We start from the raw sequence: 14,484 nt of genomic DNA on the forward strand, positions 1-14,484 counted from the left end.
GGGTGACTTCGGTGCTTGTCGTGGACGACGATCCGACGATCCTGCAGATCGTCGAGACGGTGCTGCGCTCCGGTGGTCTGGACGTCGCCACCCGCACCTGCGGTCGCGACGGTCTGCGGGCCGCCCACGAGCAGCCGCCCGACTGTGCGGTCCTGGACGTGACGATGCCGGACATGACCGGTCTCGAGGTGTGCCGGGCGCTGCGCGACGACGCCGAGACCGCGAACATCCCGATCATCCTGCTCACCGGGCGGGGCCAGTGGCTGGACGTGGCGTCCGGATTCGACGCGGGCGCCGACGACTACCTGGTCAAGCCGTTCACCGCGCAGGACCTGCTGACCCGGGTCGCGGCCCTCACCGCCCGGGGACATCAGGCCCGCGGCTAGACGGCCGTCGCGCGGGGGAGGCGGACCATCAGGTACGGCGTACCCCCGAAGGTCTCGACCCTGACCTCACCGCCGTGCCGGCCCACCACCGCTCGCGCCAGCATCAGAGCGGTCGCGTTCCCGCCCGGCCCGCCCGCCGTGAACAGCTGGTCGGCGGGCAGATGGCTGGGCAGCCGCAACCCCACACACCATTGGTGGCCGTCGGCCGTGGCGTCGACGCGGGGCTCACCGCCGAGGGCCCGCGCCGCGCTCAGCAGCCGCCGGAACACCTGGACGAGCCGGGTCCGGTCGCCGGTCACCTCGCCGGCGCCGGGCCGGGTGTCCACCGGCACGCCCGCCTCGGTGGCCACCTCGATCAGCATGGTCGGCAGGTCGAACGGGGCGTCGGCCATCTCCGTCGCCCCGCATTCGATGCTGCTGATCGTGGCGATCTCGGTGGCGGCGTGTTCGATGCGGCGCAGGTTGCGGGAGATGGTCGGCAGCGCGTCGTTGACCATCGGGTCGGCGGTGCGTTCCGGCAGCAGCCCGACCATCGCCATCGCCGCGGCCAGCGGGGTGCGCAGTTCGTGCAGCAGCGCGCTGACCAGTTCGGTCTTGGTCGCGGCCAGTTCGGCCAGGGCCCGGTTGTGTTCGCGCATCCGGTGCCGGACCTGCACCTCCGCGGTCAGGTCGGTGATCACGGCGGCGACCAGCCGGGGACCGCCGGACGGCAGCAGATGCCAGCGTCCCTCGATCACCCGGTCGCCGGGCAGCGCGTGCCGGTGCCGGTGGCCGTGCGCGGCGTGCCGCCCGGTCCAGAAGTCCGGGGCGTTGCGCAGCGCCTCCCGGTCGGCGATCTCGTCGATCCGCAGGCCGGCCAGCTCGTCCGGCATCGCCCCGAAGAGTTGCAGGAACGCCGGGTTGGCGGTGACCACCACGTCGTCGGCGGCGATCAGCACCCCGCACTCGACGTGCTGCACGAGGGCCTCGACCACCGGGGGGAGCTGTGCCGAAACGCTCTGCACGGAGGGCTCCCTGCGAATCGAGGTCCGATGAGGCGGTAAACCGTCACAATCTAGGATCATGAGCAAGCTAACCGGGCGAAACCGTCGTTACCGGCACTGGCGCGGGATCGGTGTCGTGATCGTCGCACTGGGCGCCGTTGCGGGCGGTATCACCTGGGCGCTCGCCGACGAGGAGACCGCCGCACCGGCCACCGTCGTGATAGCGGCCGTGGACCGGGGCGAGGTCACGCTCGACGTGGCCACCACTGGCACCGTACAGCCGGCCACCACCCGCAACCTGACGTTCGCCGTCTCCGGCACCGTCGACGCCGTCGACGTGCGTCCCGGGAACACCGTCGACAAGGGTGACACGCTCGCCGCGATCGAGGACACCGACGCGGTCACCGCCGTCAGCGACGCCGAGGAGAAACTCGCCGACGCCCGCGACCGGCTCACCCAGGCCCGCCTGTCCGCCGCGAAGACCACCAAGAACGCCGATTCCTGTGTACGCGTGACCGCCCGTCCCGCGATCTCCGCCGCCCCCACGCCCTGTGTCACGCAGGGCTACCCGGACACCGGGGCCGACCAGGTCCTCACCGCCGAACAGGCGGTCAACAACGCCGAACGCGCCGTCGACCGGGCCGAGGACGCCCTGGACGGCACCGTGATCACCGCGCCGATCGCCGGTACCGTCCTCGCCGTGGCCGGCGGCGTCGGCGACCAGGCCGAGGCCGGCACCACGTTCGTCAGCCTCGCCGGCACCGCCACCATGCAGGTCGAGGCCGACTTCCCGGAGGCCGACGCGGGTGCCCTGACCAGTGGGCAGACCGCCACCGTGACCCTCGCCGACGCCGCCGGCCTGACCGCCACGGTCGTCCAGGTCGACCCGGTCGGCACCTCGGACGGCACCCTGGTCCGCTACGGCGTGGTGCTGGCCTTCACCGACGCCCCGGCGGACCTGCTGATCGGCCAGAGCGCCCAGGTCCGGGTCCGCACCGGGCAGGCCGACGACGTGCTGCGGGTGCCGTCCACCGCCGTCCACGACATCAGCGACGGCGCCGGCACGGTCCTGCTGCGCTCCGGCACGACCTCCGAGGAACGGTCGGTGACCGTCGGCCTGCGCGGTGACCAGTACACCGAGATAACCGGCGGACTGGACGAGGGCGCTCAGGTCGTACGTTCCTGGTGATTTCCGGATCACCACACCATCAACCGGTCTTTCTCGGCATGATGAGGCGGTGAAAGCGCTCCGACGACCCAGTACGGCCATCAACGCCCTCCTGGTGCTGCTGCTCGTCGGCGCCGCCGTCTGGGGCTGGAGCCTGCTGCGCGACACCGGCTCCGGCACCCGGGCCAGCGCCGGCACCCGCACCCTCACCGTCACCCAGGGCGAGGTGACCCGGACGGTCACCGCCGACGGCGCGGTGGCCAGCGCCGCGACCGCGACGGCCACCTTCACCACCGCCGGCACGGTCACCACCATCAAGGTCAAAGTCGGGCAGACCGTCGCCACCGGTGAACTGCTGGCCCGGGTCGACCCGGCGAGCGCCCAGCGCGACCTGTCCCTGGCCCGGGCCGACCTGGACGCCGCCGAGGACGCCCTCGACCGGGCCGAGGACGCCGGCACCGACACGAGCAGCGCCACCAACGCGGTCACCCAGGCCGAACTGCAGGTCGAGGCGGCGCAGGCCGCGGTCACCGGCACGCGGCTCGCCGCGCCGATGTCCGGCACCGTGGTCGCGATCAACGGGACGGTCGGCGGCTCGTCCTCGGCGTCGTCGTCCCAGTCCGGCACCTCCGGCTCGTCCGGCTCGTCCGGCTCGTCCACCTCGTCGGGCGGGTTCGTCGACCTGGCCGACCTGACGAGACTGCAGATCACCGCCGCGTTCTCCGAGGCCGACGCCACCCAGCTCGACGAGGGCCAGACCGCCACCGTCACCTGGAACGCCCTGCAGAACGCCACCGCCACCGGCACCGTCACCGCCATCGACCCGACCGCGACGAGCAGCAACAACGTCGTCACGTACGGGGTGACGATCAGCCTGCCGAACCCGCCGGAGGGCGCCAGGCCGGGGCAGACCGTCAGCGTCGCCGTGGTCACCGGCACCGTCACCGATGCGGTCGCGGTCAACGCGGCGGCGGTCACCACGACCGGCAACCGGCACTCGGTGACCGTGCTCGACGCGGCCGGCGGGCAGCAGACCCGGGCGGTGCAGGTCGGGTTGCAGGGCGACGACGCGTACCAGATCATCTCCGGTCTGACCGCCGGCGAGAAGGTGGTCATCCCGACCGGAACCACCACCACCACCTCCGGCGGCGGCGCCGGCGGGTTCGGTGGCGGCGGACTCAGCGGCGGTGGCGGTGCCCCGCCCGGAGGCGGCACCGGACCGGGCGGGCGTTGACCGATGCCCGGCAGCCGGCCGGTCCTCGACGTGCGGGACGTGACCAAGGTGTACGGGGAGGGCGACACCCTGGTCCGCGCCCTCGACGGCGTGACCCTGCGGGTGGACCGCGCGGACTACGTGGCGATCATGGGTTCGTCCGGGTCCGGCAAGTCGACCCTGATGAACATCCTCGGCTGCCTGGACGTGCCGAGCACCGGGGCGTACCTGATCGACGGGGTGGACGTCGGCTCCCTGTCGGACAGCCAGCTCGCCCTGGTCCGCAACCGGCTGATCGGGTTCGTGTTCCAGGCGTTCAACCTGATACCCCGGACCAGCGCGGTCGCCAACGTGGAGCTGCCGTTGGCGTACTCCGGCATCCGTTCCGCCGAACGGCGCCGCCGGGCGATGTCCGCCCTCGACCTGGTGGGCCTCGCCGACCGGGCCGGCCACCAGCCCAACCAGCTCTCCGGCGGCCAGCAGCAGCGTGTCGCGGTGGCCCGCGCCCTGGTCACCGAACCGGCCCTGCTGCTCGCCGACGAACCCACCGGCAACCTGGACAGCCACGCCACCGAGGAGGTGCTCGCCGTGTTCGAAGACCTCAACGCGGCCGGCCGCACCATCGTGCTGATCACCCACGAGGACGAGGTGGGCGCCCGCGCCGACCGGCTGATCACCCTCTTCGACGGCCGGATCGTCTCATGAGCCCGTGGGAGATCCTCCGGTTCGCGCTGCGCGGCATCGGCGCCAACAAGCTGCGGTCGTCGCTGACCATGCTCGGCATCCTGATCGGCGTGGCCGCGGTGATCCTGCTGGTCGCCGTCGGCAACGGCTCCGCCAAGGCGATCAGCGACCGCATCGAGGCGCTCGGCACGAACACGCTGACCGTGATGAGCACCAGCCGGGGCAGCGGCGGCCTGACCATGGCCGTCGCCGGCGCCCTCGACGACCCCGTACTCGCCCCCGACGTGGCCTCGGTGTCCCCGGTGGTCAGCACCTCGGCCACCCTCACCTACGACGGCAGCGACCACGAGGTCAGCGCGTTCGTCGGCACCACCCCGGACTGGTTCACCGCCTCCAACTTCGGCGTCGGCTCCGGCAGTGCGTTCACCGCCGACGACGAGGCCCAGGCCCGCCGGGTCACCGTGATCGGGCAGACCGTCGCCGAGGAACTGTTCCCCGGCATCGACCCGGTCGGCGTCCAGGTCACCATCGGCGGGGCCCTGTTCACCGTGGTCGGCGTCCTCGAGGAGAAGAGCTCGTCGGGATTCCAGGACGCCAACGACACCGCCGTCGCCCCGATCAGCGCGGTCCGGCAGGTCATCGCCGGGTACGGCGCGCTCAGCTCGATCCTGGTCGAGGCCCGCGGCTCCGGCATGGTCGACACCGCCCAGTCCGAGATCACCACCATCCTCGACCAGCGGCTGCCCGCCGGCACCTCCGGCACAGCCTCCTACCGCATCCAGAACGCGTCCCAGCTCCTCGAGACGCAGACCGAGACCGCCGACACGTTCACCACGCTACTCGGCGCGGTCGCCGCCATCAGCCTCCTGGTCGGCGGCATCGGCATCACCAACATCATGCTGGTCACCGTCACCGAACGAACCCGCGAGATCGGCATCCGCAAAGCCCTCGGCGCGCCCCGCCGGGTGATCCTGACCCAGTTCCTGATCGAGGCCACCCTGCTCAGCGTCATCGGCGGTGGCCTGGGCGTCGCCGCCGCCGTCCTCGGCAGCCGGTTCGAGATCGTCGGCGTCCGACCGGTGATCGTGCCCAGCTCGGTCGTGCTCGCCCTGGGCGTCTCCATCCTGATCGGGCTCTTCTTCGGTGGCCTGCCCGCCGCCCGCGCCGCCCGGCTGCGGCCCATCGACGCGCTGCGCTACGAGTGAGGAACCTCCGTTGCCTGAATCCCGTGCCGACGACAAGACCGAGGTACTCGACCCGCCGCCCGCTCTCGACGACCTGACCGACGCGCTCGCCGCGGCCGCGCCCCGCCGCTGGTGGAACCGGACCACCCTGGCGCTGGTCGCCGCGGTCCTGCTGGTCGGCGGCTTCCTCGGCGGCGTCCTGGCACACACCCGCTGGGGAGGTGCCACCACCACGTCGTCGGCCTCGCCGCCCGGCCGGGGCTTCTCGATGGGCCCGCAGCCCGGCCCCTCGGCGGCCGTCTCCGGCGCATCGGGGACGTCCGGGACGGTCAAGCTGGTCGACGGGACGACCCTCTACCTGCAAACCGATCAAGGACAGACCGTCATCGTACGGACGAACGACACGACCACCGTCCGTACCAGCCGGATCGGGACGCTCGCCGAACTCGTCGCCGGCCAGGCGGTGACCGTCGACGGCGCGGCCGACGCCTCCGGAGCGGTCACCGCCACCACCGTCACCGGCTTCTCCTGACCCCGCTGTCTTTTTCTCATCGAATGGGGCGAGAAAACGCAGGTAGCCGTCCGTCCGGCCGATCTGACCCACTGTGCGGGGCGACAGGCGCCCCGACGGACGCGGGGAGAGCACCGACATGACGACCTCCATCAGCAGCGTCTCGGCTGGCGGGTATACGGCCACGTACCAACCGGCACAGCCGAAGAACGACCCGATGATGAAGGTTGCCGAAACACTCGGCCTGAGCAGCGCGGAGTTGAAGGACGAGCTCGGCACCGGTAAGACGCTCAACGACATCGCCACCGAACGGGGCGTGTCCCACGACGACCTGATAGCAGCGATCGAACAGGGCCTGCCGGCCACCGCGGCCGCCGGCGCCGCCGAGAAGATCGCCTCGAGCGACGGCGCCACCCCGCCGCCGCCCCCGCCCCCGCCGCCCGCCGCGCCGGCCGGCCGCGGCGAGAACTCCGGCCTCCAGGACAAGGAGAAGCTTCAGCAGGTCAGCGACCTGCTGGACATGGACACCAAGGACGTCACCGAGCAGGCCACCAGCGCCGCCGGACTGATCGGCCTGATGCAGAACCGCGGTGTCGACCTGACCCAGCTGCGCAGCGTGCTCAGCAGCGGGGACATCCTGGATGTGAAGGCCTGACCGGGGAGCCGTCACCGGCACGGGCCTCGAGAAGTCCCGGGAGGTTCTCCCGGCGCCAGGCCCGTGCGGCCCGCTCCCACAGATGATCCGTTTCCACAGAGTTCGCTGGGATTCGGCAAAGGGTTCCCTCAGAAAACGCGCTTAGCGTCCTGGACACCACCAACCAGGATTCAAGGGGACCCGCGACCATGATCTACGCCTCCACCAAGCTCAACGAACCCACCAACGCCAAGGTCTTCGTCGACAGCTCCGGTCGCCGCCGTCGTCTGCTCATGACGTCCGGCCTGGTGGCGGCCGCGGGTGCCGTCCTCTACATCGGCGTCGTGGTGACGAGCGTGGTCCGCGCCCCCAGCGCCGAACTCACCACGAAGGCGACGGTCTCCGCCACCGAGGCCGCCGCCACCTCCTCGGACTCAGCGGCCCCCGCTACCGAAGCCACCGCCACCCAGGCCGCCGCGGCCTCTGCGGCACCGCAGGTGATCCCGTCGGCGGGTGCCGTCCCGCCCAACGGCCCCGGCGCCGGCCCGCAGCAGGGCGGCGGTCCCGGCGGCGCCCCGCGCTGACCGGCGCCGCAGCCCGGTCTCGCATGCCGGGCTGCGGATCAGTGTTCGAGGCGGAAGTTCGGAATCCGCGGCTCCCGCTCCTCCGGCGGCTGCGACATGTCCTGAACGACGGCATCGTCAGGAACCGAAGCGCGTGAGATCACGATGCCGTGCAGACAACTGTCACACCATAGATGCGCGTAGCCCGATTCCCAGCCGGGAAGGGCGGTGAAGACGAGATGCAGACACCGTTCGCCGCATCGGGGGCAGGCAGCCGGATACGGCCCGGGCGGCAGGTCGTACACGGCGTCCCAAGCGTCGAGCCAAGCCTCAAATGTCGCCATCACCGGGCTTTCGGTTCGGGGCGGATCGGCTGATTGTTCCACCAGTACTCCTCATATGCGTAGGCCCGGTCCTCGAACGGGGGAACATCGGCGTCGGTCTGTGGATACGGATGTCCGGCAGCGAGGTCGTCCCGGTGGAAACGTTCATGGACCAGTGTTCTTGCCAGGGTCTCCTCGCTGCGGAAAGCACTGGAAAGCAACGTGATGGAACCGTCGGGGGCTGTCGCTCCGTCGTAACCGCGGCGGCTCTTGGGGCCCAGAGAGATGCGCAGGCCGGAGAGGTCGATGTCGTATTTCGCGGCGACGGCGTACACCGACTCCATCCGGAACAGCTGGATCGGCCCGGCACCCCGCTTCTTGGCCCGGTGGAGGGCCGGTGCCGCAGGCTTCTCGCGGATTCGGTCGAGGAGCTTCCGGAGCTCGTCGAGGTGCCCGCTGGTGCGTTCGACGGCGGGGAACAGGTTGCGCAGGCTTCGCAGCAGACCCCGCAGCCAGCCGGCGATGCGGGTCGCCCACGAGCTGACCAGTGTGGCCACCTGCTCGATGACGAACGGTGTGGCCGCGCCGAGCGTGGCGACCTCCTCGGCGGCGTAGACGACGAGCCGGGAGACCAGGGTGGCGATCGCGTCCCGGACCAGGAGCCGGACCGCGGCGACGAGCAGACCCGCGCCCTCCGTGATCGCCGCCATCGTCTCCGCGGCCCGGGCCAGCGCGATGACGGCCTGCTCCTGCTCTGCCGACCGGGCGCGATAGGCGTCGCCGCCGTCGCCGGTCCACTCGGAGAGGTCGAGACGGACGGCGTGCCGGAACTCCTCCGCCTGCCACTGCAGTCCGGCAGCGATGTCCCGCCAGGTCGCCGTGGCGCCGGCGATCGCCGCCGGATCGCCGGCGAGCTGGTCCAAAGCCTCGGTGAGCGGCCGGACGTGCTCGATGATCCAGGCGACGCCGTACTGCATCAGGACGCCCAGCGGGTCACTGACCAGGGCGAGAGTGTCGAGTCCGGCGCCCACCACGCCGATGGAGCCGTCGATCCAGCTGCCGTTCTCGACACCGTGCCGGATCGACGCGATGTCCTCGGCGATCCCGACTCCGGCCCACGCCGTCCCCGGCGCGATCGGCTGGCTCACCGCAGGGTTCCGCTGTCGCGGAGCCCGGTGGCGGCCGCCTCGTCGGCGCCCGTGTAGCCCTCGACCGCCGCGTCCAGATCCCTCGCGGTTTCGCGGACCGACCGCGAGGCCGCGGCCATGACCTCGACCAGTGGGGCTTGGAGCCGGCCGAGCAGCGCGGGGACGATCACGCAGAGGCGGCCGTACGTCTGCGGCCCGGGCCGGACCGTGTCGCCCGCCTGCCGTGCTGCTTCCAGCGCGCCGGCGATCGTGTTCAAATGGCCGGTGTGCCGGCGCACGTCGCCGGCCGGCACGTTCAACGATCCGTCGTCCACCGCAACCTCCGCCGTCGGCAAGCCTGTGGCGGGGTGTACACGGGGCGGGGCGGTCCGGCTCAGGGTGTGGGCGTGATGCCCTATTCGTCGAAGTCGGCGAACAGTTTGGTGAACGCGTAGTCGTTCTGGTCGATGCCGGAGCAGTCGAAACTCAGGGAGCCGTCGGCGCAGTCGCCGTTGTCACGGTTGATGGACCAGAAGCGTACGAAAGCGAGGTTCTTCTCCTCGGCGAACGACAGGACCGTCTTCGCGTGCGCGACCGTCGTCACCGGCCCGGTGTCGTTGACGCCGATCATCGGGGTGATGCCGAGCATCCGGTACAGCTGCGCGTCGCTGCGGCCGGTCCAGATGGCGGCCATGTCGGCGTGCACGGCCTCGGTGGCCGCGTTCATCGCGTCACCCCAGTTGCCGTCGTACCCGAAGTTCATCGTCATCGCATTGACGGTGACCTCGACGCCGGCTTTCTCGGCGGACCGCAGCAGGGTGGTCGCCGCGTCGGACAGGCCGGCGCTGGTGCCCTCGACCGGCACGGTCAGGCTGATCGCGGTGTCCCGCTTCTTCTGCAGGATCGCCAGTGCGGACGTGACCGTGTCGACGTCGACCGACTGTTCGATGTCGACGTCGAGGGTGTTGCTGTCCGCCGCGTCGAGCGCGTCCCCGTAGGCCGTGGCCAGTTCGGACGCGGAGCAGACGCTCTCCAGGTAGGTTCCGCTCGCGCCGCCGGTGGCGACCACCGCCTCGCCGCCGACGTCACCGATCGCGTCGGTGATCTCCTGGACTCCGCTGTCGGTGATCTTCTTCTCGCCGCCCCAGGTGGCCGTGCAGGACCCGTCCGTGGCGGCCAGCACGAACGCCAGGGTGAAGTCGGTCAGCCCGGTCTTCTTGCTGATCGCCGCGATGTCCGCGGTCCCGCTGACCACGTCCAGGTAGGGCGCGGCGGCCGGCGCCTTGTCGGCCGTCGTCGCGGCGACCGCGGCGGATCGGGACGCCGACGGCGACGGGGACGCGGTGGCGGTCGCGGCCGTCGACGACAGCGACCGCACCGGTGACGGCGACGCGGACGACGCCGACGGAGCGGTGGACGCGGAGGTGCTCGCGACGATGGCGACCGGGGTGCTCGCGGCCGACGACTGCGTCTTGCAGGCCCCGGTGAGCAGCAGCGCGACGGCCGTCAGGCAGACCAGGGGGCGGCGGATCCGATGCATCGGCCGATCATCGCATTTCCGGGAATGCTATTGTCACAGCGATCGCAAAGGCATCGGAAAGCCGTCGGACAGAATTGCCGACAATCGTCCGGAAATGTCACGGAATATGCGCGGGATGCGACGCCGAAGTGGAGTCGATCACATTTTCCGCAATGAAGTCGAGGTCCGGATCCCAGCCTGTGCCCGGCGTTGCCGGCACCGCCACGAAACCGTCCGTGCAGACGATCGGCCGGGTGGTCACGTCCCGGGCGTAATACTTGTCCGACCCGGAGACGTCCGACGGCAGGGTGAAACCGGGCAGGGCGCTGAGCGCCACGTTCGCGGCCCGGCCGATCCCGAACTCGTGCATGCCACCGCACCACACCGCCATGCCGTGCGCCACCGCCATGTCGTGGGCGCGGACCGCGGCGGTCAGGCCACCCATCCGGGACACCTTGATGTTGAGTACGCGACCCGACCCCAGCCGTAACGCGGTGGCCAGATCGGCCGTCTCCTCGACCGACTCGTCCAGGCACACCGGGGTGCCCAGCCGTTCCTGCAGCCCGGCGTGCCCGATCAGATCCCGCGGCGCGAACGGCTGCTCGATCATCGTCAGCCCGCAGTCGTCGAGCGCCGTGAAAATCGGCGTGTCGGCCGGCGTGTACGCACCGTTCGCGTCCACGTGCACCGCCAGCGACGGGAAGGCCGCCCGCACCGCCCGCACCGGCTCGACGTCCCACCCCGGGGCGATCTTCAGCTTGACCCGCCGGTACCCCGCATCCACCTGTGCCGCGACCTGGCGCAGCAGATCGTCCACGGTCGCCTCGATGCCCAGCGACACCCCGGCCGCCACGCGGTCCCGCGTCCCGCCGAGCGCCGACGCCAGCGACACCCCGCGCGCCGTCGTCCACAGCGACCACGCCGCCATGTCGAACCCGGCGCGCGCGAAGTGATTGCCCCGCACCTTCGCCAGCGCCGCGGCCAGGTCCGCCGGATGCTCCCACGAACACCCCAGGGTCAACGGGATCAGGAACGACCGCGCCACCTCCCAGCAGGTGTCCACGGTCTCCGCCGCGTACCAGGGACCGCTCGGCGACGCGATCTCGCCCCACCCCACCGTGCCGTCACCGTCGGTGAACGTCACCAGGATGTGCTCCAGCGACCGCTTCGCATGCGAACTGGTCCGGAACTCGTGCACCAGCGGCAACCGCACCCGCCGCAACTCCACCCGCTCGACCCGCATCAGCCCTCCTCGACATAGAGTCCCAGCTCCGCGGCGAGCGCATCGCGGTCCCGCAGACGCCGCCCGGCCCCCTTCGAGCTGGCGATGGTCAACGTGGCGAGCAGATGCAACGCGAGCGCCACCGCCGTCGGCGAATTCGCGAACGACGCCGAATCCGCGCCGATCACGATCCGTGCCGTGGCCGCCCCCGCCAGCGGGGCATCCTCGGCATCGGTGATCAGCACCAGGTCACCGCCGTGCCGCACATAGGCCGACGCCACCTCGACGGTCTCCCGCCGGTACCGCTCCATCGACACCGCGACGAGCAGATCACCCTGCCGGATGTCACCGAGCACGTCCAACGGCCGCAACGCACCGTCCCCGACCAGGTGCACGCCGGACAGACCGCCGCTCAGGTCGGTGGCCAGCAACGACGCGTAACCGTGCGACTTGCCGTACCCCAGAAGGAAGCGGCGCCGCGCCGACACGATCAGCGCGGCCGCCCGCTCGATCGCATCATGTTCGGCGGCCCAGGCCAGTGCCTTGCCGAACTCGGCCCGCTGCTGCTCCAGGACCCGCTGCTTGAGCACCTTCGCCGACCGCCGCTGCACATTGCGGTCGAACCGCTCCGCCGGCGTCGTCACGCGACAGCCCCCGGGTGTCCGGTCGCGTTCCGGTCGCGTCGTTCCCCCGCCGCCGTCCCGCCGTCGACGCCCGGTGATGCCGTGGTGTCGCTGTCCGAGAATGAATAGACCACGCGGTCGGTGACGCCGGGCGGCCGTGTCACCGCCGTCAGGACACCGCCGCCGGCGAACCGGTCCAGCAACTCGCGCCGCAACCAGACCCGGTCCTCCGCCCCCGGCGCGGCGATCGACTCACCCGCCGGTGCCACCACGCTCGAGCCCTTCCGGGTACGCGGAGAAGCGGTCCCGTCGAGATCCCACCGGACGAGAACCCGGTCCGCCCCGGCGGTCCCGTAGAAATCGGGCAGGAAACGGATTCCGGTCGCCCCCAGCACATGCAGATTGAAATGCGCGTTACGCAGCGCGTACGGATCGAAGGTCCACCGCATGGAATGCGCCCCCGTGCGTCGCGCCACCAGGGCCTGTGCCCGTTTCAGCTCGCGTCCCACCCCGCCGCCCTGCGCACCCGGCGCGACCACCGCGGCCTGGCTGTAGTGGTAGATCTCGCCGTCCTCGACCGCGCAGAAACCGAAACAGAAACCCACCATGACACCGTGCGGGTCGAACGCCCCGATCACCGAACCGGAGTTCTCCCGCAACGCGGCCAGCAGCCGCGGGCTGAGCGCCCACTCGGGATCCCGGTAGTCGAAGACCGACCGGTACAGCGCGGAGGCGGCCGTCCACTCGGTGAGGGTGTCCAGCTCGCGGACCGTGACACCGTCCACGCTGTCTCCCACCATGCTGCCACCCCCAGGATAAGAAACGTATAACCGCCATCCTGGCCGCTACTACGCTCGTTGACAACGCCTGACCGGAAACTTAGCGTTCATATATGGATTCCGAGACCGTTGAGGCGCTCCGCCGGTACACGCTGCTCGAATCGCCGACCGGCGACCGCCGATCCCTGGACACGCTCGCCGCCGCGCTGGAGACCGACGCGGCACACGCCGGATTCCACGTCGACCGGGAGCGGCACCCGACCGGCGACCACCTGATCTGGACCCTGCCCGCCCGGAACACGGACGGCGGGCCGATCCTGCTGCTCAGCCACTACGACACCGTCTGGCCCGTCGGCACCCTCGCCGAACTGCCCTGGACCGTGGACGGTGACGTGATCCGGGGCCCCGGCGTCTACGACACCAAGGCGGGCCTCGCCGCCCTGCTCACCGCCGTCCGGACGATCGCCGGCGGTCCCCACCCGGAACTCCGGGTGATCGTCGTCGCGGACGAGGAGATCGGCTCCCCGACCGCCGGCGGCCTGGTCCGCGCCGAGGCGAACCGGGCCACCGCGATCCTCGGACTGGAACCCCCGCACCCCGGCGGTGACCTGAAAACCGGTCGGCGCGGCAGCACCCGGGCCCGCATCACGATCACCGGCGTCGAAGCGCACGCCGCCCTCGACCCGGACACCGGCGTCAGCGCCATCGACGAACTCGTCGACCAGCTGACCGGGATCCGGGGCCTCGTCACCGGCCGTCAGGTCCTGCTCAACACCGGGACGGTGGCCGGCGGTGGGCGCACCAACGTGGTCGCCGGACACGCCCACGCCGACCTGGGACTCCGCTTCCTCGACCCGGTCGACGAAGAAGCCGTGCTCGGCGGGCTCCACGCCCTGCACCCGGTCCGGGGCGGCGCGACCATCACCACGGAACTGCTGTCGCACCGGCCCACCTGGCGGCCCGGCCCGGCGGGGGAGCGGCTCCTCGGACGGATCCGGGAGATCGCGGCCGGCATCGGACAGGACATCGGCGGACGGCCCGCGGACGGGGCCGCCGACACGAACACCACGGGAGCACTCGGAAGGCCTACTGTGGATGGACTCGCCCCTCGGGGTGGGGGTGCGCATGCGCGTACCGAATGGGTGTCCGCCGCCGGGATCACCGAACGCACCGCCCTGCTCGCCGCTCTCCTGAGGCATCTCTGACGCGGACGGCGTTTGACGAGCGACCCGCCGGGGTACGACCCCTCGATCTGAGGACTCCGAAAAGGGTATCGATGTTGGACGATCGAGACCGCCGCATCCTCGACGACCTCGAGCAGCAGCTCGCCGTCGCCGACCCCGAATTCGCCGCCCGGATGTCCGCACCGGCGGCCGAACAGCCGTTCCCCGCCGTCGCGGGCCTCTGCGCACTGCTCTTCATCTGCGCACCGCTGGTCATGCTGCTGTTCGGCTGGCCCGGCGTGATCATCGCCGTCGACGTGTTCGCCGCCGCCGTAGCCGTCGTCCTGATCCACCGCCGCCGCAAACGTCGCTGAGATCGACACGCGCCGTGACGACTACAGT

At 71.3% G+C, this 14,484-nt stretch carries 18 protein-coding genes; 10 read left to right on the forward strand and 8 right to left on the reverse strand.

Going from position 1 to position 14,484, the window contains the following annotated elements:
- Positions 1–2: 2 nt before the first annotated feature.
- Complete coding sequence (locus QSK32_RS35235; RefSeq protein ID WP_285474343.1) at positions 3–386, forward strand: response regulator transcription factor; 384 nt, start codon at positions 3–5, stop codon at positions 384–386.
- Here the strand turns inward: QSK32_RS35235 and QSK32_RS35240 are convergent.
- On the reverse strand, positions 383–1,390 hold the full coding sequence (locus QSK32_RS35240) for a sensor histidine kinase (protein ID WP_169792519.1): 1,008 nt from the start codon (positions 1,388–1,390) through the stop codon (positions 383–385). The two genes, QSK32_RS35235 and QSK32_RS35240, sit on opposite strands and share 4 nt — an antisense overlap.
- Before the next feature lie 58 nt (positions 1,391–1,448).
- Here QSK32_RS35240 and QSK32_RS35245 point away from each other — a divergent pair, with 58 nt between their 5' ends.
- From QSK32_RS35245 to QSK32_RS35275, 7 genes are all read left to right on the forward strand, one after another.
- The gene (locus QSK32_RS35245; protein WP_285474344.1) at positions 1,449–2,558 is read left to right on the forward strand and encodes an efflux RND transporter periplasmic adaptor subunit; all 1,110 of its coding nucleotides are present in this window, start codon (positions 1,449–1,451) and stop codon (positions 2,556–2,558) included.
- A gap of 49 nt (positions 2,559–2,607) precedes the next feature.
- The gene (locus QSK32_RS35250; RefSeq protein WP_285474345.1) at positions 2,608–3,771 is read left to right on the forward strand and encodes an efflux RND transporter periplasmic adaptor subunit; all 1,164 of its coding nucleotides are present in this window, start codon (positions 2,608–2,610) and stop codon (positions 3,769–3,771) included.
- 3 nt (positions 3,772–3,774) lie between these two features.
- A complete protein-coding gene (locus QSK32_RS35255; protein WP_285474346.1) occupies positions 3,775–4,455 on the forward strand; it encodes an ABC transporter ATP-binding protein in 681 nt (226 codons plus the stop codon).
- Positions 4,452–5,639, forward strand: coding sequence for an ABC transporter permease (locus tag QSK32_RS35260; protein ID WP_285474347.1), 1,188 nt, complete (start codon positions 4,452–4,454; stop codon positions 5,637–5,639). The genes QSK32_RS35255 and QSK32_RS35260 overlap by 4 nt, the downstream gene beginning before the upstream one ends.
- A 10-nt stretch (positions 5,640–5,649) precedes the next feature.
- Complete coding sequence (locus tag QSK32_RS35265) at positions 5,650–6,150, forward strand: hypothetical protein (RefSeq protein WP_285474348.1); 501 nt, start codon at positions 5,650–5,652, stop codon at positions 6,148–6,150.
- Between the two features lie 118 nt (positions 6,151–6,268).
- A complete protein-coding gene (locus QSK32_RS35270; protein WP_285474349.1) occupies positions 6,269–6,784 on the forward strand; it encodes a hypothetical protein in 516 nt (171 codons plus the stop codon).
- Positions 6,785–6,972: 188 nt separating this feature from the next.
- The gene (locus tag QSK32_RS35275; protein ID WP_285474350.1) at positions 6,973–7,347 is read left to right on the forward strand and encodes a hypothetical protein; all 375 of its coding nucleotides are present in this window, start codon (positions 6,973–6,975) and stop codon (positions 7,345–7,347) included.
- Positions 7,348–7,385: 38 nt separating this feature from the next.
- Here QSK32_RS35275 and QSK32_RS35280 read toward each other — a convergent pair whose 3' ends face one another.
- From QSK32_RS35280 to QSK32_RS35310, 7 genes are all read right to left on the reverse strand, one after another.
- Entirely contained in the window at positions 7,386–7,712 is a 327-nt protein-coding gene (locus QSK32_RS35280) for a hypothetical protein (RefSeq protein ID WP_285474351.1), read from the reverse strand.
- Positions 7,670–8,797, reverse strand: coding sequence for a WXG100 family type VII secretion target (locus QSK32_RS35285; protein WP_285474352.1), 1,128 nt, complete (start codon positions 8,795–8,797; stop codon positions 7,670–7,672). The genes QSK32_RS35280 and QSK32_RS35285 overlap by 43 nt, the downstream gene beginning before the upstream one ends.
- The gene (locus QSK32_RS35290; protein ID WP_285474353.1) at positions 8,794–9,111 is read right to left on the reverse strand and encodes a type VII secretion target; all 318 of its coding nucleotides are present in this window, start codon (positions 9,109–9,111) and stop codon (positions 8,794–8,796) included. Before QSK32_RS35290 ends, QSK32_RS35285 begins: the two co-directional genes overlap by 4 nt.
- 80 nt (positions 9,112–9,191) lie before the next feature.
- Entirely contained in the window at positions 9,192–10,316 is a 1,125-nt protein-coding gene (locus QSK32_RS35295; RefSeq protein ID WP_285474354.1) for a glycoside hydrolase family 18 protein, read from the reverse strand.
- A 97-nt stretch (positions 10,317–10,413) separates the two neighbouring features.
- Positions 10,414–11,538, reverse strand: a complete 1,125-nt coding sequence (gene menC / locus QSK32_RS35300) for an o-succinylbenzoate synthase (RefSeq protein ID WP_045747195.1) — start codon at positions 11,536–11,538, stop codon at positions 10,414–10,416.
- Complete coding sequence (locus QSK32_RS35305) at positions 11,538–12,161, reverse strand: MurR/RpiR family transcriptional regulator (protein WP_045747194.1); 624 nt, start codon at positions 12,159–12,161, stop codon at positions 11,538–11,540. Before QSK32_RS35305 ends, menC begins: the two co-directional genes overlap by 1 nt.
- The gene (locus QSK32_RS35310; RefSeq protein WP_285474355.1) at positions 12,158–12,940 is read right to left on the reverse strand and encodes a GNAT family N-acetyltransferase; all 783 of its coding nucleotides are present in this window, start codon (positions 12,938–12,940) and stop codon (positions 12,158–12,160) included. The genes QSK32_RS35305 and QSK32_RS35310 overlap by 4 nt, the downstream gene beginning before the upstream one ends.
- A 92-nt stretch (positions 12,941–13,032) precedes the next feature.
- Between QSK32_RS35310 and QSK32_RS35315 the strand changes: the two genes are divergently transcribed.
- Both QSK32_RS35315 and QSK32_RS35320 read left to right on the forward strand, forming a co-directional pair.
- Positions 13,033–14,124, forward strand: a complete 1,092-nt coding sequence (locus tag QSK32_RS35315) for a M20/M25/M40 family metallo-hydrolase (RefSeq protein WP_285474356.1) — start codon at positions 13,033–13,035, stop codon at positions 14,122–14,124.
- Positions 14,125–14,195: 71 nt separating this feature from the next.
- Positions 14,196–14,456, forward strand: a complete 261-nt coding sequence (locus QSK32_RS35320) for a DUF3040 domain-containing protein (protein ID WP_045747192.1) — start codon at positions 14,196–14,198, stop codon at positions 14,454–14,456.
- Positions 14,457–14,484: the final 28 nt, after the last annotated feature.

Origin of the sequence: Actinoplanes sp. NBRC 101535 (assembly GCF_030269225.1) — a bacterium.
Classification (GTDB): Bacteria; Actinomycetota; Actinomycetes; order Mycobacteriales; family Micromonosporaceae; genus Actinoplanes; species Actinoplanes rectilineatus.

What these genes read in the sequence shown, in the direction of transcription:
- QSK32_RS35270 (WP_285474349.1), top strand. Translation starts at nt 6,269, where the DNA reads ATGACGACCTCCATCAGCAGCGTCTCGGCTGGCGGGTATACGGCCACG.
- QSK32_RS35315 (WP_285474356.1), top strand. Translation starts at nt 13,033, where the DNA reads ATGGATTCCGAGACCGTTGAGGCGCTCCGCCGGTACACGCTGCTCGAA.
- QSK32_RS35295 (WP_285474354.1), bottom strand. Translation starts at nt 10,316, where the DNA reads ATGCATCGGATCCGCCGCCCCCTGGTCTGCCTGACGGCCGTCGCGCTG.
- QSK32_RS35310 (WP_285474355.1), bottom strand. Translation starts at nt 12,940, where the DNA reads ATGGTGGGAGACAGCGTGGACGGTGTCACGGTCCGCGAGCTGGACACC.
- QSK32_RS35275 (WP_285474350.1), top strand. Translation starts at nt 6,973, where the DNA reads ATGATCTACGCCTCCACCAAGCTCAACGAACCCACCAACGCCAAGGTC.
- QSK32_RS35260 (WP_285474347.1), top strand. Translation starts at nt 4,452, where the DNA reads ATGAGCCCGTGGGAGATCCTCCGGTTCGCGCTGCGCGGCATCGGCGCC.
- QSK32_RS35255 (WP_285474346.1), top strand. Translation starts at nt 3,775, where the DNA reads ATGCCCGGCAGCCGGCCGGTCCTCGACGTGCGGGACGTGACCAAGGTG.
- QSK32_RS35320 (WP_045747192.1), top strand. Translation starts at nt 14,196, where the DNA reads ATGTTGGACGATCGAGACCGCCGCATCCTCGACGACCTCGAGCAGCAG.
- menC (WP_045747195.1), bottom strand. Translation starts at nt 11,538, where the DNA reads ATGCGGGTCGAGCGGGTGGAGTTGCGGCGGGTGCGGTTGCCGCTGGTG.
- QSK32_RS35245 (WP_285474344.1), top strand. Translation starts at nt 1,449, where the DNA reads ATGAGCAAGCTAACCGGGCGAAACCGTCGTTACCGGCACTGGCGCGGG.